Origin of the sequence: Mesorhizobium sp. M1A.T.Ca.IN.004.03.1.1 (genome assembly GCF_003997555.1) — a bacterium.
In the GTDB taxonomy this organism is placed as follows: domain Bacteria; phylum Pseudomonadota; class Alphaproteobacteria; order Rhizobiales; family Rhizobiaceae; genus Mesorhizobium.
This window is the reverse complement of the sequence record NZ_RZTV01000002.1, coordinates 41493-59820: the sequence shown is the minus strand read 5'-3', so window position 1 is coordinate 59820 and position 18328 is coordinate 41493. Positions and strand designations below refer to the sequence as shown.

Genomic DNA, 18328 nt, shown 5'->3' with positions numbered 1-18328 from the left:
CGGCGTCGGTCTCGCGATCGTCACGCTCGCGCGCCCTGGCCGGACAGATAGGCGCAGATCAGCTCGCCGAGCTGCTTCTGCAGCTCCGGCGCATCGAGCATGTTGCGGCGCGCCGCATTGTGGATCACGCCCTCGACGGCTGAGGAGAGCACGCGCGCCACGGTCTCGGTATTTTTCAGGCGCCGGCGGTATTGCGCGACGGCCGCCGCATAGTGCTCGAGATAGCGGGCTTGGAACGAGGCATGCGCGGCGCGCGAGCCGCGGTCGCCCGGCGTCTCGTCGAGTAGCACCTGATGCAGCGTCGGGTGAATGCTGTGCGCGGCGATCATGCCGCGCACCAGCTCGCGCGCGAATTGCCTGAGCGGCTTCTCCTCGGCCGCGGCTTCGCGAATGACGGACAGCACATGGTCGAAGTGGCGGCGTCGGATGGCGTCGACCAGCGCAAGCTTGTCGGGGAAATATTGATAGAGCGACCCGATGCTCACGCCCGCGGTCTCGGCCACCTTGTTGGTGCTGAAGCCCGCCCAGCCGATCTCGCTTAGAACGCGGGCACCTGCTTCGATTATCGCCTCGACGGTGGCGACCGAGCGCGCCTGGCGCGGCTCCTTGCGCATGCGCGGGGCTGGCTTTGCAATGCGAGTAGACATCCGCAACCTGCCTCCCGAGAATATAAGCAGGATACTCACATTTGGCCTGAGAGCAATTCCAGGAAGTGCGAAGAGGTTTTCCGTCCGGAATTGCGACCAGGAAGAACAGCAATTCCAGGACTGTGCGCAACGGTTTCCCCCCCCGAACTTGCGAGGACCATGGAACGGCGGAGTCCTCCACGCCGTCCGCAGCGGAGCCTGAGCGGATCAAGCTCTCCAGTGGCAGATCTTGAATGTGAGCGCAAAGCTCGCTTTTTGCCCGCGCAAGCTTTGCCCTTTCGTCGGTTCGGTTCTGCTCCGCCTTGACTTGTAAATCTTTCCGCTGGACAAGATGAGGTGCTTTGTTTGGTGTGCGTTGTCCATTATGAGCAATAGGCTCACATTCTGCGCTCTGCGCGGCATCAAGATGTCTGGATGATCCGTCGATAGAGAGCATCGGGAATTCTCGACGGCGCAATTTCACTTCGAAGGGCAAAGATTCTCTGTCGTTTTTTTCGTCGATGCCCTTGTCAACGCGTCTTGTGTAACCAAAATTCAATAACTGAAATTCATTGTGTTGCTTCGCTGGCTAGATAGCCGCGAGTCAGATATGCATGAGCACGCCGGGTCACTCACGACCTTGGGCAAAACGCAAGGGGCATCGCATGGCAAAGACGACAACCAAGGCGCCGGCGGCGAAAGCGCCGGCAAAGAAAGCGGCACCGAAGGCTGCCGCGAAACCTGCAGCAGCGAAGAAGGCAGCGGCACCGAAGGCAGCCGCCAAGGCTCCGGCCAAGGCAGCGGCAAAGCCTGCGGCGAAAGCTGCGGCTAAGCCGGCCGCGAAGGCGGCAGCCAAGCCGGCCGCGAAGGCGGCAGCCAAGCCCGCCGCCAAGGCGGCAGCGAAGCCCGCCGCCAAGAAGCCGGCAGCGAAGGCAGCGGCCAAGCCCGCCGCCAAGGCGCCGATGAAAGCAGCAGCCGCCAAGTCGACGGCAGCCGTGAAGAAGGCAGCGCCTGCCAAGAAGGCGCCGGCCAAGAAGTAATCGCGTAACTTCGCTCGCGAGCCTGAACAGGCGAGGGTGGGTGCCGTCGAGGCGCCCCTCTCGCCAGTTCGGCGTGACAGCGGGCGAAGTGGATCGGCAATGGCCTGTCCTGAAAGCTCCTGGAAATTTGCCGCTGGGCAAACTTCCGGGAGCTTTTTTATTGCGCGACCGGCTCGCATCGTCACGATCCGTTCTGGTCCGCGCGATGTCGGCTGCTGCCGCACGTCGATCAGGTAGAAAGGGTTGATCATGGCTTTGTGGCTTGGAATTCGACGGGCAGGCGAGGCGATGCCGAAGCGGTAAGTCGGGTCATTGTTGCCGCTCTGCGGAAAAACAACGCCAGGGATTACGGGCCGGAAATCATCGCCCGCGTTGAGCAGAGCTTCAGCCCCTCGGCCGTGCTGCAACTTTTCAAGAAGCGCCAAGTCTTTGTCGCCGTTTGCGGCGACAAAATTGTCGGTACCGCGGGGCTGGACGGAACAACGGTTCGATCTGTGTTCGTCGATCCTGAATTTCAGGGACGCGGCGTCGGCAGCCGGCTGATGCTGGAGATCGAGGAAGCAGCGCGGGCAAACGGCGCGACGGTGCTGACGGTGCCGTCCTCGGTAACCGCGGAGCGATTTTATTTCAGACTTGGCTTCCGCGCTCCGGGACTGCTTCCACGACGACGAACGAACCATCATCATGGAGCGGTCCCTGAAGTAGCGGCGGCACGCGCCGCTCGAACAAGGTGCGGCCAACTGGCGGTAGGTTTTGGCGACGCTGGCCGTTGCTCTGGCAAGAGCATTCGGTCAACAGTGCGCGCGGACAATCAGGAACCCGATCCATGCCGAAGCTGCTCTACGCCTCCACCTCTCCCTATAGTTCGAAGGTCCGCATGGCCGCCGCCTATGCCGGCATCGCCATCGACCTCGTGCCGGTCAAGACGGAGGACAAGCCGGCGGAGCTGATCTCGGCCAATCCGCTGGGCAAGATCCCGGTGCTGGTGCTGGAGGACGGCCGCACGATCCACGACAGCCGGGCGATCACCCAGCATCTCAACCGGCTGTCGAAGAACGTGCTGTTCCCGCGCAACCCCGACAAGCGGCTCGAGGCCGAGGTGCTGGAGGCGCTGGCCGACGGCATCTGCGACTGCGCGCTGTCGATGGTCTATGAGCGGCGCACGCGCCCCGACGCCATGGTCTATCAACCCTGGCTCGACCGCCAGTGGGCGAAGATCACCGCCGCGCTCGACCTGCTCAACGCCAACCCGCCGAAACTGCCCAAGAAGATCACCGCCGGCCAGCTGGCGCTGCGTGCCACCCTCGGCTATCTCGCGCTGCGTTTCGGCGGCCAGTGGGAAAAGGGCCGCGGCCGGCTTACACGTTGGGCCGCGCGCTTCGACGAAAAGTTTCCGGAACTGAAGGGCTGCGTGCCGGGGTAAACAGCTCATCTCCACCCTTGTGGGGGAGATCGGCAGCCTCGCCGCCGCGCCTCCCCATATTGAATTGTCGCCCGGATTCGTGATTGCATAGGCCGTGCAATTACGAAGTGGTTCGCATGGCGAAGTCGGTCACCCAAACAATCGTCGCCCCCGACCCGATGGTCGAGCGCTTGCGCGCGGCCCTTGGCCGGCGCGCTTTCACGGAACAGAAAATGTTCGGCGGCACCTGCTTCATGATCAACGGCAATATGCTGGTCGGCACCTCGAAGCGCGGCTTGCTGGTGCGTGTCGGCAACGACGGGCACGCGGCCGCAGCCGCACGGCCCCATGCGCGGCCGATGGAAATGGGCGGGCGTTCGATGGAAGGCTATATCCACGTCGCGCCGGAAGGCACTGCAACCGAGGCAGATCTCGCCGAGTGGATCGATCGTGCGCTGGCTTTCGTCGAGACACTGCCGCCGAAGGTCAAACCCGCCAAGGTCGCAAAGCGGCCAGCCTGAACAGATCGCGCCGCCTATCCTTCACATCGGCCGTGTCGGCGGGGGTCGGCCCGGGCACGCAGTCGGCGGAGGAAGCGATGGCATCTCTGGCGGGACGTTGCATGTGCGGCGCGGTCACCTGGATCTATTCCGGAGAGCTCACGCGAAATCTTGTCTGTCACTGCGCCGATTGCCAGCGCGCCACGTCCGCTCCCTTCACTGCTTTCCTCGGCATGAGGCCGGAGCAGCTGAACTGGGCCGGCGTCATCAGGCACTATGAAAGCAGCCCGAACACCTTTCGCGGGTTCTGCCCGTCCTGCGGCACCAGGCTCTACTTCCGCTCCGACAGATGGCCCGGCGAGATCCACGTTCACGCCGCGACCATGACCGACCCGGCCGACTACCGTCCGGACGCCCAGGTCTTCTCGCGCTCGCGCGCGAATTGGCTCGACCAGCTGCAGTCGATTTCAGCCCATGAGGCTTTCCAGCAGGCGCCATCCACCGGGTTGCGTTGAAGGCGTGGCCAAACGTGTCGGCCTGGGGCAACGCCAACCACAAAAAAAGCCGGGCGCGCGGCCCGGCTTTTTCCGTGTCGTGGCTTGGACGACTTAGAACTTCATACCGACGCCGAAGAGGACGCGGTTGTCCTTCGACTTGACGTTGCCGACATTGTCGAAATTCTTGTCGCCGTAGTCGGTGTAGCGGTACTCGACACGACCGAACACGTTGTCGGTGATCTTGATGTCGGTGCCGACACCGGCCGTCCAGCCCAGCATCGCCTTGCTGTCGCTGCTGACGCCGTCGTCGATCTTCTGGTTCTTGGCGGCGAGACCGCCGGTGCCATAGAGCAGGATTTCCGGGGTCACGGCATAGCCGAGGCGAGCGCGCAGCGAGCCTTCGAGGCCGCCCTTCGCATCGATGCCCGCGCTGTCGCCCTTGACGCCATTGTAGCCGAGATCGGCTTCAGCGCCGTAGACGAAGTTGTCCTGCTGCCACTGGTAGCCGCCGAAGACGCCGCCGATGAAGCCCTTGGTCTTCACATTGACGCCGATGTCGCGGGCGTCGGCATGGCCGCTGAAGCCGTAGCCGAGGCTGATACCGGCATAGGGGCCGGCCCAGGAAGCGACGGGGAGTTCGGCGACCGGGGCCGGTGCCGGCGGCTCTTCGGTGACGGCGTCTGCGGCATAAGCGGTACCACCGAGGGCGAAGAGCCCGAGCGCAACCGCCAGCGGCCGCGCAAACTTGAGATTAGCTTGCATTGTTGTTTACTCCTTAAGCCACAAGACACGAGGCTTTTTATGTTCATGAATGCCCCCGGCCCGTCCGGGGGGATAAACGGGCCTGGCGTTCAACGGTTCCAAATGTCGTGCTGAAATACGGCTGAAGCGAACCTGAACTTGGGTAATTCCCTGGCGCGAATGAGGCCAAAAGGTGACGTTGCATCTTCGCAACAGCGAATGTCAGCACGCTAGTCATGTTGCGCTGCACACCGCTTGGTTCAAGGGGTTCGGGGACATATATTGCATTATGAAACTTCCGCAATCCGGGTCGGCAGCGTGCGTACGGGCCGCTTCGCCACATTCCTGCCCCAGGTAGAAATGGCATTTAACGCTTGGCCCGTCATATTGTGCCGGCTTCCCGGAATCGTGAAGCCGATAGAGGATTGACGACATGAAAGAAGCCTTTGGCGTGGTGCTGGTGACGGGTGGAGCGAAAAGGATCGGCAAGGCGATCGTCGAGGACCTTGCCGCGCATGGCTTTGCCGTGGCCATCCATGCCAATCGTTCCGGAGCCGAGGCCGAGGCGCTGGCCAGCCGCATCAGGAACCAGGGCGGCCGTGCCGCCGTGCTCGCCGCCGACCTCACCGATATGAAAGCCGTCGGCGATCTGGTTGGCCGCTCCGAAGCTGCCCTTGGCCCGGTCACGCTCCTCGTCAACAACGCCTCCTTGTTCGTCGACGACCGTATCGAGGATTTCGACTGGCAGGCCTGGGACCGCCATTTCGCCATTCATCTGAAGGCGCCGGCGCTGCTGGCGCAGAACTTTGCTCGCGCCTTGCCGGAAGGCGCGGAGGGACTGATCGTCAACGTCATCGACCAGCGTGTCTGGCGGCCGACGCCGCGCTATTTCTCTTACGCGCTGTCGAAATCGGCCCTGTGGACGCAAACCCAGATGCTGGCGCAGGCGCTGGGGCCGCGCATTCGCGTCAATGCCATCGGCCCCGGCCCGACGCTGAAGAACAAGCGCCAGGACGACGATGATTTCGGCAGGCAGGTCGAAGGACTGATTCTGAAGCGCGGCCCGCAATTGCCGGAATTCGGCGCCACCATCCGCTATCTTTGGGAAGCGCGCTCCGTCACCGGCCAGATGATCGCGCTCGACGGCGGCCAGCATCTTGCATGGCAGACGCCCGATGTGACAGGCATGGTGGAATGAGTCCTGCCCATAAACACAGCCCCCTCGGCGCCGCCGATGATTTGCCGCCCGATCTCGACATCGAGGACGAGGCGTCGGAGGAAATCGTCGAGCCGGAGGCGGTTGCCGCCGGTCCCGACGTCGCTTTCACCGCTATCGACTGGACGCCGCATGCCGGCGACGCCGACGGCATGGTCGGCGCCGAGGTGATCCAGACTTTGGTCAAGCGGCTGCCCAACCAGCCGGGCGTCTACCGAATGATGAACGCCGCCGGCGACGTGCTCTATGTCGGCAAGGCGCGCAGCCTGAAGAAGCGCGTCACCAACTATGCGCAGGGGCGCTTCCACACCGCCCGCATCGGCCGCATGGTGCGCGAGACGGCGACGATGGAATTCGTCGTCACCCGCACCGAGATCGAGGCGCTGCTGCTCGAGGCCAACCTCATCAAGCGGCTGAGGCCCCGCTTCAACGTGCTGATGCGGGACGACAAGTCGTTCCCTTACATCCTGCTTACCGGCGACCATGTTTCGCCCGGCATCTACAAGCATCGCGGCGCGCGCTCGCGCAAGGGCGACTATTTTGGGCCCTTCGCTTCCGCCGGCGCGGTCGGGCGCACCATCAATTCGCTGCAGCGCGCCTTCCTGCTGCGAAGCTGCACGGATTCCTTCTACGAGAACCGCACGCGACCTTGCCTGCTCTACCAGATCAAGCGTTGCGCCGGTCCCTGCACCGGCGAGATATCGCATCGTGGCTATGCCGAGCTGGTTGCCGAGGCGAAGGATTTTCTCTCCGGCCGCAGCCAGAAGGTGAAGACCGAGATCTCGGCCGCCATGCAACAAGCCTCCGAAGAGCTCGACTTCGAGCGGGCCGCTATCTACCGGGATCGCCTGGCGGCGCTGTCGCATGTGCAGGCGCATCAGGGCATCAACCCGCAGACTGTGGAAGAGGCGGATGTCTTTGCCATCCACCAGGAAGGCGGCCAGACCTGCATCCAGGTGTTCTTCTTCCGCACCGGCCAGAACTGGGGCAACCGCGCCTATTTCCCCAAGGCCGATCCGGCGCTGGAGCCGGCCGAGGTGCTGGGCTCGTTCCTGGCGCAGTTCTATGACGACAAGCTGCCGGCGCGTACGCTGCTTCTCTCCCAGCCGGTGCAGGAGCAGGAGCTGCTCGCCGAGGCGCTGTCAACCCGCGCCGGGCGCAGGATAGCGATCTCGGTGCCGCAGCGCGGCGAGAAGAAGGATCTCACCGATCACGCGCTGCAGAACGCGCGTGAGGCGCTCGGCCGCAGGCTGGCGGAAACGTCGACGCAGGCGCGGCTATTGCAAGGCTTTGCCGAGACCTTCGGCCTCGCAAGGCCGCCAGTGCGCATCGAGGTCTACGACAATTCGCACATCATGGGCACCAATGCGGTTGGCGCCATGGTCGTCGCCGGGCCGGAAGGTTTTGTGAAGAACCAGTACCGAAAGTTCAACATCCGCTCGACCGAGATCACGCCCGGTGACGATTTCGGCATGATGCGCGAGGTGATGGAGCGCCGCTTCTCGCGGCTCCTCAGGGAGCATGGCGACGTCCAGCCTTCAATCGGAGCGGGCGCGGAGGCCGAGGACGATGCGGCAGAGGATCTTGTCGAGGGAAACGGCAGCTTCCCGGCATGGCCGGACGTCATCCTGATTGACGGCGGCCAGGGCCAGATGACGGCGGTGCGCAAGATCCTCTCCGATCTCGGCATCGAGGACCGGGTCGTCGCCATCGGCATCGCCAAGGGCCAGGACCGCGACGCCGGGCGCGAGCGCTTCTTCGTCAAGGGCAGGGACTCTTTCACGCTGCCGGTGCGCGACCCGGTGCTCTATTTCGTCCAGCGCCTGCGCGACGAGGTGCATCGCTTCGCCATTGGCTCGCACCGCGCCCGCCGCAAGAAGGAGATGGTCAAGAGCCCGCTTGACGAGATCGTCGGCATCGGCCCAGGCCGCAAGCGGGCGCTGCTTCACCATTTCGGCACCGCCAAGGCGGTCAGCCGCGCCGCGGTCGAGGACCTGGTCAAGGTCGATGGCATTTCCGAGCACGTGGCGAAGCTGGTCTACAACCATTTTCATGACAGCTGACCATTCTTGCGCCTATTTTGGGTTGACCAATCGAATCTCGCCTGTTGACCCCCCACATTGGCTTCTGATTTGAGTAGGCAGGCGGAGAGAGATCCCGATCAGATATGGCCCAGCGCGCGTTCAACCTGCCGAACATCCTCACCTACGCCCGCATCATCGCGGTGCCGCTGGTGGTGCTGTGCTTTTTTCTCGAAGGCCATCTGAAGTCCTCCGACTTTGCCCGCTGGTCGGCGCTCGCCATCTTCCTGCTCGCCTCCATCACCGACTATTTCGACGGCTATTTCGCGCGCGCCTGGCAGCAGACCTCCAACATCGGCAAGATGCTGGACCCGATCGCCGACAAGCTCCTGGTCGCCACCTGCCTGCTCTTGCTCGCCGCCGACACCGACCGCCATGCCGGCATTGCCGGCTGGTCGCTATGGGCGGCGATCATCATCCTGTGCCGCGAGATTCTTGTCTCGGGCCTGCGCGAATATTTGGCCGCGCTGAAGGTCTCGGTGCCGGTGACGCAACTCGCCAAATGGAAGACGACCATCCAGATGGTCGCCATCGCCTTCCTGCTCGTCGGCCCGGCCGGCGACAAGATCTTCCCGCTGACCACCCAAATCGGCCTGGTGCTGTTGTGGATCGCGGCACTTGTCACCCTCTACACCGGCTACGACTATTTCCGCGCCGGCCTGAAACACATCATGGACGAGTGAGATGTCGACCAAGCTCATTTATTTCGCCTGGGTGCGCGAGCGGATCGGCAAGCCGGAAGAGCATGTCGAACTGCCCGCCGGCGTCGAGACCGTCGCCGACCTGTTGCGCTGGCTGAAGTCGCGCGGCGAGGAATACGAAAACGCGCTGCAATATCCGGACGTCATTCGCGTCGCCATCAACCAGGAACATGTCGGCCACCGCGAGAAAATCGCGGGCGCGCGCGAGATCGCGCTGTTTCCGCCAATGACCGGGGGCTGAGATGGCGAGCACGGTCGTGCCGGCCATCCGCGTCCAGCGGGAGGATTTCGACGTCGCCGCCGAGATTGCCGCGCTGACCGAAGGCCGTGCCGACATCGGCGCCGTGGTCACCTTCTCCGGCCTCTGCCGTGACGAAAAAGGCGCGCTCGCCGCCCTCGAGCTCGAGCACTATCCCGGCATGGCCGAGGCCGAGATCGGCCGCATCGCCACTGAGGCCATCGGGCGTTGGCCGCTGCAGGGGCTCACCGTCGTACACCGCCATGGAAAAATCGCGCCGGGCGAAAACATCGTGCTGGTGGTCGCGGCCTCCGCACATCGCCAGGCGGCCTTCGAGGCGGCGAATTTCCTGATGGATTACCTGAAGTCGCGTGCGCCTTTCTGGAAGAAGGAGCACCGTGCCGACGGCTCCGAAGGCGGCTGGGTCGAGGCCAAGGAAGCCGACGACGAAGCCGCGGATCGTTGGAAGACCCCGGACAAGTAAGCCAGGACGGCATTGCCTTGGCGATCGCCCAATCTGGCGCGCTTCGCAGCACCTTCTCCCCTTGGGGAGAAGAGGGTCGCCCCGAACTGCTCTTCGCAATTTCGGTTGGCAATCCGCCTGAGGGACAAGCCGGCGAAATTTCCTCCCCAAGGCCATCGAACGACCGCAATCCTTCCCGACCTTGCAAATCGGTTTGATTTGCTGGGCGGGAGCAATCTTATGCTGGACAGGATCGCGGAATTTTTCATCTTCGGCCTTGTGCCGCTGGTGGTCGGCGTGCTTGCCGTGCCGGAGTTCACCAGTGCCGCCGAAAAGACGATTGCCGGCGAGGTGACCTATCGCGAGCGCATCGCGCTGCCGCCCAATGCCGTGCTTTCGGTCGAACTCGCCGACATCTCGCTGGCCGGCGCGCCGGCAACGCTCCTCGGCCAGCGCAAGATCGTCCTGGCCGGCCAAGTGCCGATCAAATTCGAGATCGGCTTCGATCCCAAGGCAATCCAGCCCGGCAGGGCCTACGCGCTGCAGGCCCGCATAACTGTCGATGATCGGCTGATCTTCCTCACCGACACTCGCCACCAGGTCGATCCGCTGGACGGCAAGCCGCAGACCATCGTGCTGAAGAAGGTCACGTCGTAGCCTGGTTCGCAAAATTTCCGACACGCCGGAAACGCATAGAGACGAGGGATCGCGGCCGCTTCTGCGTCAGCCCCGGGAGTTCCGGTCTCTCGTCCGCCACCGCGTCCGCCACCATAACGGATTCGGCAAATGTTAACGGGGCGCGAAGAAACGCGTCGCAACCATAGTGGCCCCGATTGACCGCGACCCCGCGACCACCTAGTTTCCCTCGTCAAATGGGGATGGGGTTCCCCCGAAACCGCCCGAGCTTTTCGCATCTGGGCTGATGACTCCTGCCAGGCGTGCTTTCGCGCGGCAGGATTTCTTTTTCCGCTCGCACACGCCTGTCTTGATGGCGCGATTCCCGCGAGGAATCGCTTTGTGGAAAGGCAAAGAAGCGATGAGCCTTGCGGCCTGCGCCCTGGTCCTGATCGGCGGCTTCCTCGGCGGTGTTTCCCGCTTCTTCCTGTCGGGCCTTGTCGGCCGCAGCGTCGGCGAGACCTTTCCCTGGGGCACGCTGGTGGTCAACGTCTCCGGCGCGCTTGCCATCGGCGCCTTCGCAGGCGCGGCGCGGGCCGTCGGCGGCATCTTTTCCGCCGAACTCGTGCGCGACCTGATCGTGGTCGGGCTGTTCGGCGGCTACACCACGGTTTCGTCCTTCTGCCTACAGACGCTGAACCTCGCGCTCGACGGCGAGCGCCGGCTCGCCGCCTTCAACATCGTGGCTTCGGCGGCGCTCTGCGTGCTTGCCGTCGCCTTCGGCTTTTGGACCGTCGTGCGGATGGCGGGGTAGGGCGCATGTTTGGAAACGATAGACAGACAGCCCTGCCGCTTTATCTGGCGGTCGGCTGCGGCGCGGCTATCGGTTCGCTGGCGCGCTTTTTATGCGGCTACGTCGTCGTCTCGCTGCTGGGCTGGAGCGCGCTGCTTGCAACGGCGTTCGTCAACGTCGTCGGCTCCTGGGTCATCATGTTCTTTTCCACGCTGACCCGGCCGGATGGACGCTTGATGGTCGGCCCGGCCGGCCGCCAGTTCGTGACCGGCGGCTTCTGCGGCGGTCTCACCACATTTTCGTCGATGAGCCTCGACACCTTCATCCTGCTTCTCGAGGGCGACCTCGGCCTTGCGGCGACCTATCTTGTCAGTGTGGTGGTGCTGTCGCTTGCGTCGGCCTGGCTCGGCTATCTCATGGCGGCCAGGTTCAACCGCTTGCCGATCACCAGGTGATCAGGCAGGAGAGCATGGCACTTCTCGCCGGCTCGGAGGCCTCGGCGCAGCCGCGGGCAATCGCCCGTTCCTAAAGCCTGCCCGGCCGCCCGCTCCAACAAAAAGGCGGCCCGAGAGCCGCCTTCATTGCCGGGACCGAAGCGTCTCAGCCGACGATCTCGGTGTCGGAGAACCAGTACCTGATCTCCTGCGCGGCGGTCTCCGGCGCGTCCGAGCCGTGCACCGAATTTTCGCCGATCGACAGCGCATGCACCTTGCGGATGGTGCCCTCGGCGGCATTGCCCGGGTTGGTGGCGCCCATCACTTCGCGGTTCTTGGCGATGGCGTTCTCGCCCTCCAGCACCTGCACGACGGTCGGGCCCGACGACATGAATTCGACCAGCTCGCCGAAGAAAGGACGCTCCTTGTGGACGGCGTAGAAGCCTTCGGCCTCGCGGCGGCTCATCCATACGCGACGCGACGCGACGACGCTGAGGCCCGCGTCTTCCAGCATCTTGGTGATGGCGCCGGTCAGATTGCGCTTGGTGGCATCCGGCTTGATCATGGAGAAGGTGCGTTCGATCGCCATTGGGTCGTCCTTGTTCTGGGAATGGAAATTGGAGTGGCGGGCTCTATACAAGCCGCTTGGCGGCTTGCCAAGGGGAGGCGGCTTCTGGTCAAGGCCGGCTGTTTGCGGGATAATTAGACGGCTGAGAGCGCGCTTCGCGTGCAGTCCGGAGCGCCGCGGCAGCGGAGCAGGAGGCGATGAACCGGCTCTACCTCAAACGCGACGATATCGCCGGCATTTTCTTGATGGCCGTGGTCCTTGCCGTGATCGTCTTCGTCCTGCTGTTCTTTCCACAAACCGGACAGCAGAATTTCGGCTTCGGCCCGGAATGGCAATGCGCCCGCATGGGAGAGGGCGATCCGATCTGCGTCAGGCTGGTCGAAAAGGATGAAGCCGGAAAATTCCCGCCTTGAGGGGGAGATGGCCGGCAGCACAGAGCGGGGCGCCGCGCGTGAAACGCCGACTTCTTCTTTCGCAAGTAGGCGCCGCAGCTGTTGAGGCGCCCACTCTGTCACCTTCGGCGACATCTTCCCACAAGAGGAAGATTAGCGCTTACGCCGCCGCGGCGACCTGCCGGCCGATTCCGCCATGCAGGTCGAGGCAGCGTTCGAACCATTCGGCAACGCCGTCGCCCGTCTCGAGCAGCTGGTAGGGCGAGGCGACGCGCGCCCATTGCAGCGCCCCGAACACGATGTAGTCGGCAAACAGCGGCGATGTCCCGCCGATGAAAGGCTGATAGCTGAGCATCGAGCGCAGCGGCTCGAGCGAGGCACGAAAGCCGGCAAGCCCCTCGTCGCGGCCGGCCACCACCTCTTCGAGCCGCTTGCCGAGCCGCTGCTCGCGGCTCTCGCGGAAATAGGCGCGGTTCGCCTCGTCCTGCATGCTGTGCAGATCGGTGAGCAGCACCGTCATGAGGTAAGGATGGATGGTGAGCTGCGACCAGCGTTCGATGAAGCGCGCCGTCGCCTTGCCGCCTTCGCCGCCGAACAACGTCGGCCGCTCGGGGTAGGCTTCGTCGAGATAAAGGGCGATGGCGAAGGAATCGGCCACCACGCGCTCGCCATCGCGGATCACCGGCACCGTCTTCGACGCGCCGCCTTCCACCTTGGGGACTTCCAGGAAGCGCGTCGGCACCTTGGTGGCGTCGAGCCTTTTGTGGGCCAGCGCCATCTTCGTCTTCCAGCAATGCGGACTGAATGGGCGTTTTGCGTCGTGGCCGACGAGATCATAGAACAGAATGGTCATTACGGTTCCTGCGGGTTACGAAGAGCCGGGATTGGTTGCGAGCCGGATGGAAGAATGAAACAGCATTTCATGATGTTTGCGGCCTACAATCAATGGGCCAACACGCGCATCTATGATGCCGCCGCCGATCTCAGCGAAGAGGAACTCGGCCGCGATGTCGGCGCCTTCTTCGGCTCGATGCTGGGCACGCTCAATCACCTGCTCGTCACCGACCGCGTCTGGATGAAGCGCTTTACGGGCGAGGGGGACGCGCCCTCAAACCTTGCGACGATCCTCTATCGCGCCTTCCCGGGCTTGCGCCTGGCACGCGAGGCCGAGGACAGGAGGATTGTCGACTGGATGGGCGGCATGACCGATAAGGCACTCACCGGGCGATTTTCCTATATGACCACCGACATGCGCACCGTTTCGCAGCGGCTGGCGCCGGCGCTCAGCCATCTCTTCAATCACCAGACCCACCATCGCGGCCAGGCGCATATGTGCCTTACCGTCCTCGGCAGGCCCTCGGTGCCGCTTGACCTGATGCAGTTCCAGCGCTCCGAAGAAGGCCGCGCCTACGCCTGAAGCTTACGGGATTCCGGTTGGCCAATTCAAAAAAATTAAGAAACACTTCAATTTCGTCTATATTTTTAAAGCAGAAGTATGGTTTTTGAAAAATACGATTCGTCACATGCGAAATAGCTAAAGAAACCGAAAGGGCACTCTCGGCGTATTTCTGTCTCAAAAGCTACGCGCTCTAGAAAAGCGCAACAAACGGTGCAAGGCGGAAATACAAAACCACAGGGAGAGTGTCATGGCCAGTATCGTAAAAAGATTCGCCAGCACATTGGCGAGTGGTGCAATCGTCGTTGCTCTTGCCATGCCTGCGAGCGCCCAGAGCGTCGGGGTCGGCAGCCTCGGCGGCGTATCCGTAGGCGGCAACAGCGCCGACGCCAATGCGGGCGGCCCAAATGGGGCTGACGGCAATGCATCCTTCGGCGGCAGCAACAGCAGCGCCAGGGTTTCGATCGGCGGCCCAAGCGGCGGCAGCGGAAACGCCACCATCGGCGGCAGCAGTTCCACGGCCACCGCATCCATCGGCGGCACCAACGGGGCTGGAGCCGATGCGACTTTGGGCAACGGCACCAATAGCGCGCTCAACGTGACGACCGGCGGCACGAGCGGCGCTGGCGTCGCCCTCGGCGCGGGCGCCGCCGTTCCTGGAACCGTCGGCGCGACGCCGCCGGGAACGACGAACCTGTCCTCCGCCGTCGCGCAAATGTCGAGCAGCCAGTTGTCGCGGATGAAGAAGCGCTGCGTCGATGTGCTCAGCAGCGAGGGCACCTATGATCGTGATCTGAGGGCGCTCTGCCTGATGATTTCGCGTCGTTGACGGCGCGCTGACGAGCGCCTCTGGCCAATCGCAAAGCCCGCCGCTGCGTCGGCGGGCCTTCTTCAGCTGGTATCGCGGTGCGGCGCGCTCGACGCCTGGTTAACCACATTCCCATTGAAGCCAATATATTAGGACTTCGTTTGCGCTCGCGCTCCACAATAGGCCAGTTGTAGTGGGAGCAATGCCATGCGCATCGATTTGTCCCCCACCAGTTGGGGCAGGGTCGCGCTGGTCACCGTTGCCGGCACGGCATTCTTCATTGCCGCGGCCTTCTTCGTCGATTCCTTCAACTTCGCCTCGCTGTCACCCGAAGCGCTGCTCTGGGCCAAGCTCACCGACCTGTTCCTGCCGCTCATCCTTGGCGGCTCCTTCCTTTTCTTCCTAATGTGGAAGACGCGCCAGCTGGCCATCGCCCAGAAGGAGCTCAGCATCATTGCCGCGACCGACAGCCTGACGGCGGTCTTCAACCGCGGCGCTTTCTCGATGCTGGTCGAGGCCTATCTCGACAAGGCCCGCAGCCACGCGGTGGCCGAAGCCGGCGCGCTGCTGATCGTCGATGCCGACCATTTCAAATCGATCAACGACCGGCTCGGCCACGATTGCGGCGATCAGGCGCTGAAGCTGATCGCGAGCACGATCCGGAGCCAGCTCCACGGCGCCGACATCGTTGGACGCATCGGCGGCGAGGAATTCGCGGTCTTCCTTCCGGGCGCCGACGCGACACGCTCCTTCCTGGTCGCCGAGTCGATCAGACTGCGTATCCGCGAGGCCGAGTTCGCGCCGGGCGGGCAGCCGTGCCCGCTTTCGGTCAGCATCGGCGGCGTCGCGTTCAGCGGGCCCACCACCTATCACCACATGTTTCGGGTCGCGGACAGGCATCTTTACAAGGCGAAGTCGAACGGACGCGACCAGGTGAGCTTCGAAAGCCCGCGCAGCAGGCTATCCGGCGAGGCCGCCGGCACGTTCCACTGAACGAACCCGCGCAGCAGGGAACGGAGCGCCCTCACCAGCGGTGGGGCTGAGTAGGAGTGTCGTCCCGCCTTTGGGTAGGCGTCTATTTCCACATGCCGCGCATGCGCGCGCCGAGATCGACCTTGACGCCCGGCTTTTGGCGCGGGTCGTCCGTGATCGCCGCGCTCGCCCAGGATGACTGTTCGAAAGCCGAAAGCATCGAGGCCGGGATAAAGCGGGTGCGCGAGGCATAGACGTGACGGTCGCCGCGGGCCGGCTGATTGTGCGGATAAAAGCGCTGCGGCACCACCAGGTGCAGGCTGTCCTTGGCGCGCGTCATCGCCACATAGAGCAGCCGCCGCTCCTCCTCGATATCCTCCTTGGTACCGACGCCGAGATCGGCCGGGATGCAGCCGTCGACCGTGTTGAGCACGAAGACGTTCTTCCACTCCTGGCCCTTGGCCGAATGGATCGTGGACAGGATCAGGTAATCCTCGTCGCGATGCGGCGGGCCGGCCTGGTCGCTGGTGGCGTCGGGCGGGTCGAGCGTCAGCTCGGTCAGGAAACGCTCGCGCGAGGGATAGCCCGACGCGATCTGCTCGAGCTGCAACAGGTCGGCCCGGCGCGTGATCGCGTCCTCGTGGATGCGCTCCAGATGCGGCTCGTACCAGAGCCTGACCCGCTCGAGGTCGGCCGGCCATTTGGCGCCGGCGCGCAGCCCGCTGTAGATGTCGAGGAAGACCGGCCAGTCTTCGGCCGCGCGCTGCGGCGGCCGGAAGCGTGCAAGGCCGAGCGTCTCGTCGAGCGACGTCGCCATCGCCTCGACGATCTGTGAGGCGGCCGAAGGCCCGATGCCGGGCATCAACTGCAGCACCCGGAAGCCGGCGATCCTGTCGCGCGGGTTCTCGGCAAAGCGCAGCATCGCCAGCATGTCTTTCACGTGCGCGGCATCGAGGAATTTCAGCCCGCCGAATTTGACGAAGGGGATGTTGCGCCGCGTGAGCTCCACCTCCAGCGGCCCGCTGTGATGCGAGGCGCGGAAGAGCACGGCTTGCGCCTTGAGCGCCGTGCCGGCCTCGCGCTCGGCAAGGATCGCCTGGCAGACATAATTGGCCTGCTCAGCGTCGTCGCGCACGCTTACCAGTTGCGGCTTGTGCGACGACCGGCGTTCGGTCCAGAGATTCTTGGTGAAACGCTCGCTTGCCTCGCCGATCACTTTGTTGGCGGCGGCCAGGATCGGCTCGGTCGAGCGGTAGTTGCGCTCCAGCATGACGATCTCGGCGCCTTGCGCGAACTGTTTTGGGAAATCGAGAATGTTGCGCACTTCCGCGGCCCGGAAGGAATATATCGACTGTGCGTCATCGCCCACCACGGTCAAGCCCGCGCCGTCCGGCTTCAGCGCCAACAGAATAGAGGCCTGCAGCCGGTTGGTGTCCTGGTATTCGTCGACCAGCACGTGGTCGAAGCGGGAGCCAAGGTGAGCGGCGATCTCCGGCTCGGCCGCCATCTGCGCCCAGTAGAGCAAAAGGTCGTCGTAATCGAGCACGTTCTGCGCCTGCTTGGCCTCGACATAAGCCGCGAACAGCTCCTTCAGCTGTTCCGCCCATCCTGAGCACCAGGGAAAGGCCGAGCCCAGCACCTCGCCGAGCGGCGCCTGGGCGTTCACCGCCCGCGAATAGATCTGCAGGCAGGTGGCTTTGGTCGGGAAGCGGCTTTCGGTCTTGGAAAAACCGAGCTCGTGCCGGGCAAGGTTCATCAGGTCGGCCGAATCCTCGCGATCGTGGATGGTGAAAGCCGGATCGAGGCCGATCTGATCGGCATAGTCGCGCAAGAGTCTGGCGCCGATACCGTGGAAAGTACCGGCCCAGGATAGCGCATCGGCGATGATCGCGGCATCGCGGCCCAGCACCTCGCCGGCGATGCGCTCGACGCGCTTTGCCATTTCAGCCGCGGCGCGGCGCGAAAAGGTCATCAAAAGGATGCGGCGCGGATCGGCGCCCTTGACGATGAGGTGCGCCACGCGATGCGCCAGCGTGCTGGTCTTGCCGGAGCCGGCCCCGGCGATCACCAGCAGCGGCGCGGCCACCTTGCCGTCGCCATGCACCACCGCCAGCCGCTGCTCGTCGTTCAGCCGGGCAAGATAGGCAGGAGTTTCGAAGGACGAATCACGGGCGGCGATGTTCATCGCCCATCAAGCATCGTTTCCGCTTTGTTCGCAATACAGCTAATCCCGCCCAAAGGCGACCAAGTGGGGGGCGATGCCCGGCAGGGCAGAGGGGACGCTGTACGCGCCGGCATGTGCTGGATAGGCCGGCCATCTTCCCAACAAGCGCGAGATTGGCCGATCTACCTTTTCGGCTCGACGCCCATCGACGCCGACTGGCGCCGCAGCGACCGCCGATCGTCCGGCGGCGCGAGATCGCCGGACGCCTCCTCGATGATCCTCATCGTGACGCGATAGGCCGTGTAGCCGAACAGGCCGACGAGCAGCAGACGGATCATGACATCTCCTCGTGAGTTATCGAGGTTCAACCGGAGACAGGCGCGTTGGTTCCCGCCGGACGGCGCAACCAAACCGCCGCCGCCTCGTTTGCTTCGAAGAAAGGGGCGAACGAGAGAGGAGGTCGTCATGAAGAAACTTCCTGTGCTGCTTGCTCTCGCGGCAGGGCTCGGGCTCGCCGCCTGCGACAACAGCGTGCAGCCCACCAAGGCGCCAAGCGACACCGTCGACAAAAACCCGCAGGTCGACAAGAACCCGGTGCCGCAATCGACCACCGGCGGCGACCAGCCCGGCACGCCGCCGAAGCAATGAGAGCGGACGATGTTGTCGGGAGACGAAGCGGCG

25 protein-coding genes and 1 riboswitch are annotated in these 18328 nt (G+C 63.9%); of the genes, 18 read left to right on the top strand and 7 right to left on the bottom strand.

The window, feature by feature from the left end; translation table 11 throughout:
• Positions 1-20: 20 nt before the first annotated feature.
• Entirely contained in the window at positions 21-614 is a 594-nt protein-coding gene (locus EOD29_RS06235; protein WP_067330364.1) for a TetR/AcrR family transcriptional regulator, read from the bottom strand.
• A 677-nt stretch (positions 615-1291) separates the two neighbouring features.
• Here EOD29_RS06235 and EOD29_RS06230 point away from each other — a divergent pair.
• The 5 genes from EOD29_RS06230 to EOD29_RS06210 all read left to right on the top strand — a co-directional run bounded on the left by EOD29_RS06230 (position 1292) and on the right by EOD29_RS06210 (position 4083).
• A complete protein-coding gene (locus tag EOD29_RS06230; RefSeq protein ID WP_127246189.1) occupies positions 1292-1666 on the top strand; it encodes a histone in 375 nt (124 codons plus the stop codon).
• A 257-nt stretch (positions 1667-1923) separates the two neighbouring features.
• The gene (locus tag EOD29_RS37045) at positions 1924-2616 is read left to right on the top strand and encodes a GNAT family N-acetyltransferase (RefSeq protein ID WP_348630410.1); all 693 of its coding nucleotides are present in this window, start codon (positions 1924-1926) and stop codon (positions 2614-2616) included.
• On the top strand, positions 2544-3089 hold the full coding sequence (locus tag EOD29_RS06220; RefSeq protein ID WP_245475259.1) for a glutathione S-transferase family protein: 546 nt from the start codon (positions 2544-2546) through the stop codon (positions 3087-3089). The genes EOD29_RS37045 and EOD29_RS06220 overlap by 73 nt, the downstream gene beginning before the upstream one ends.
• A gap of 116 nt (positions 3090-3205) precedes the next feature.
• Complete coding sequence (locus tag EOD29_RS06215) at positions 3206-3589, top strand: TfoX/Sxy family protein (protein WP_164763701.1); 384 nt, start codon at positions 3206-3208, stop codon at positions 3587-3589.
• Between the two features lie 77 nt (positions 3590-3666).
• Entirely contained in the window at positions 3667-4083 is a 417-nt protein-coding gene (locus tag EOD29_RS06210; protein WP_127246188.1) for a GFA family protein, read from the top strand.
• Between the two features lie 93 nt (positions 4084-4176).
• On the opposite strand, the gene EOD29_RS06205 is transcribed toward EOD29_RS06210, so the two are convergent.
• Complete coding sequence (locus tag EOD29_RS06205; RefSeq protein WP_066995784.1) at positions 4177-4827, bottom strand: outer membrane protein; 651 nt, start codon at positions 4825-4827, stop codon at positions 4177-4179.
• 412 nt (positions 4828-5239) lie between these two features.
• Between EOD29_RS06205 and EOD29_RS06200 the strand changes: the two genes are divergently transcribed.
• The 8 genes from EOD29_RS06200 (at position 5240) to crcB (EOD29_RS06165) (ending at position 11368) form a co-directional block, all read left to right on the top strand.
• Positions 5240-6004: an SDR family oxidoreductase gene (locus EOD29_RS06200; protein WP_127246187.1), complete on the top strand. Its 765-nt coding sequence runs from the start codon at positions 5240-5242 to the stop codon at positions 6002-6004.
• Positions 6001-8085, top strand: a complete 2085-nt coding sequence (gene uvrC, locus EOD29_RS06195; RefSeq protein WP_127246186.1) for an excinuclease ABC subunit UvrC — start codon at positions 6001-6003, stop codon at positions 8083-8085. Before EOD29_RS06200 ends, uvrC begins: the two co-directional genes overlap by 4 nt.
• Positions 8086-8189: 104 nt before the next feature.
• Positions 8190-8786, top strand: coding sequence for a CDP-diacylglycerol--glycerol-3-phosphate 3-phosphatidyltransferase (pgsA, locus tag EOD29_RS06190; protein ID WP_067330383.1), 597 nt, complete (start codon positions 8190-8192; stop codon positions 8784-8786).
• A 1-nt stretch (position 8787) separates the two neighbouring features.
• Positions 8788-9045 carry a molybdopterin converting factor subunit 1 gene (moaD, locus tag EOD29_RS06185; protein WP_067330385.1) on the top strand — a complete coding sequence of 86 codons (258 nt, stop codon included), beginning with the start codon at positions 8788-8790 and terminating at the stop codon, positions 9043-9045.
• A 1-nt stretch (position 9046) separates the two neighbouring features.
• The gene (locus tag EOD29_RS06180; protein WP_095800048.1) at positions 9047-9526 is read left to right on the top strand and encodes a molybdenum cofactor biosynthesis protein MoaE; all 480 of its coding nucleotides are present in this window, start codon (positions 9047-9049) and stop codon (positions 9524-9526) included.
• Positions 9527-9745: 219 nt separating this feature from the next.
• The gene (locus EOD29_RS06175; protein WP_127246185.1) at positions 9746-10162 is read left to right on the top strand and encodes a YbaY family lipoprotein; all 417 of its coding nucleotides are present in this window, start codon (positions 9746-9748) and stop codon (positions 10160-10162) included.
• A gap of 208 nt (positions 10163-10370) precedes the next feature.
• Positions 10371-10444, top strand: a riboswitch (Fluoride riboswitch).
• A 97-nt stretch (positions 10445-10541) separates the two neighbouring features.
• Positions 10542-10934, top strand: a complete 393-nt coding sequence (gene crcB / locus EOD29_RS06170; protein WP_095800321.1) for a fluoride efflux transporter CrcB — start codon at positions 10542-10544, stop codon at positions 10932-10934.
• 5 nt (positions 10935-10939) lie between these two features.
• A complete protein-coding gene (gene crcB / locus EOD29_RS06165; protein WP_095800046.1) occupies positions 10940-11368 on the top strand; it encodes a fluoride efflux transporter CrcB in 429 nt (142 codons plus the stop codon).
• A 145-nt stretch (positions 11369-11513) separates the two neighbouring features.
• Here the strand turns inward: crcB (EOD29_RS06165) and ndk are convergent, their stop codons facing one another.
• On the bottom strand, positions 11514-11936 hold the full coding sequence (ndk, locus tag EOD29_RS06160; RefSeq protein WP_127246184.1) for a nucleoside-diphosphate kinase: 423 nt from the start codon (positions 11934-11936) through the stop codon (positions 11514-11516).
• A 176-nt stretch (positions 11937-12112) separates the two neighbouring features.
• On the opposite strand from ndk, the gene EOD29_RS06155 reads away from it, so the two are divergent.
• On the top strand, positions 12113-12328 hold the full coding sequence (locus EOD29_RS06155; protein ID WP_067330396.1) for a hypothetical protein: 216 nt from the start codon (positions 12113-12115) through the stop codon (positions 12326-12328).
• Positions 12329-12467: 139 nt separating this feature from the next.
• On the opposite strand, the gene EOD29_RS06150 is transcribed toward EOD29_RS06155, so the two are convergent.
• On the bottom strand, positions 12468-13160 hold the full coding sequence (locus EOD29_RS06150; protein WP_127246183.1) for a glutathione S-transferase family protein: 693 nt from the start codon (positions 13158-13160) through the stop codon (positions 12468-12470).
• A gap of 54 nt (positions 13161-13214) precedes the next feature.
• Between EOD29_RS06150 and EOD29_RS06145 the strand changes: the two genes are divergently transcribed.
• Positions 13215-13724: a DinB family protein gene (locus tag EOD29_RS06145; RefSeq protein WP_095830262.1), complete on the top strand. Its 510-nt coding sequence runs from the start codon at positions 13215-13217 to the stop codon at positions 13722-13724.
• Positions 13725-13880: 156 nt separating this feature from the next.
• Here the strand turns inward: EOD29_RS06145 and EOD29_RS37040 are convergent, their stop codons facing one another.
• A complete protein-coding gene (locus EOD29_RS37040; RefSeq protein ID WP_245475257.1) occupies positions 13881-14237 on the bottom strand; it encodes a hypothetical protein in 357 nt (118 codons plus the stop codon).
• A gap of 34 nt (positions 14238-14271) precedes the next feature.
• On the opposite strand from EOD29_RS37040, the gene EOD29_RS37035 reads away from it, so the two are divergent.
• Positions 14272-14532: a hypothetical protein gene (locus EOD29_RS37035; protein WP_245307739.1), complete on the top strand. Its 261-nt coding sequence runs from the start codon at positions 14272-14274 to the stop codon at positions 14530-14532.
• Positions 14533-14718: 186 nt separating this feature from the next.
• A complete protein-coding gene (locus EOD29_RS06135; RefSeq protein ID WP_127246181.1) occupies positions 14719-15504 on the top strand; it encodes a GGDEF domain-containing protein in 786 nt (261 codons plus the stop codon).
• 82 nt (positions 15505-15586) lie between these two features.
• Here EOD29_RS06135 and EOD29_RS06130 read toward each other — a convergent pair whose 3' ends face one another.
• Both EOD29_RS06130 and EOD29_RS35835 read right to left on the bottom strand, forming a co-directional pair.
• Positions 15587-17668 carry an ATP-dependent helicase gene (locus tag EOD29_RS06130; protein ID WP_127246180.1) on the bottom strand — a complete coding sequence of 694 codons (2082 nt, stop codon included), beginning with the start codon at positions 17666-17668 and terminating at the stop codon, positions 15587-15589.
• Positions 17669-17829: 161 nt separating this feature from the next.
• Entirely contained in the window at positions 17830-17985 is a 156-nt protein-coding gene (locus EOD29_RS35835) for a hypothetical protein (protein WP_164763700.1), read from the bottom strand.
• A gap of 127 nt (positions 17986-18112) precedes the next feature.
• Here EOD29_RS35835 and EOD29_RS06125 point away from each other — a divergent pair, with 127 nt between their 5' ends.
• Positions 18113-18295, top strand: coding sequence for a hypothetical protein (locus EOD29_RS06125; RefSeq protein ID WP_067330410.1), 183 nt, complete (start codon positions 18113-18115; stop codon positions 18293-18295).
• Positions 18296-18328 lie beyond the last annotated feature (33 nt).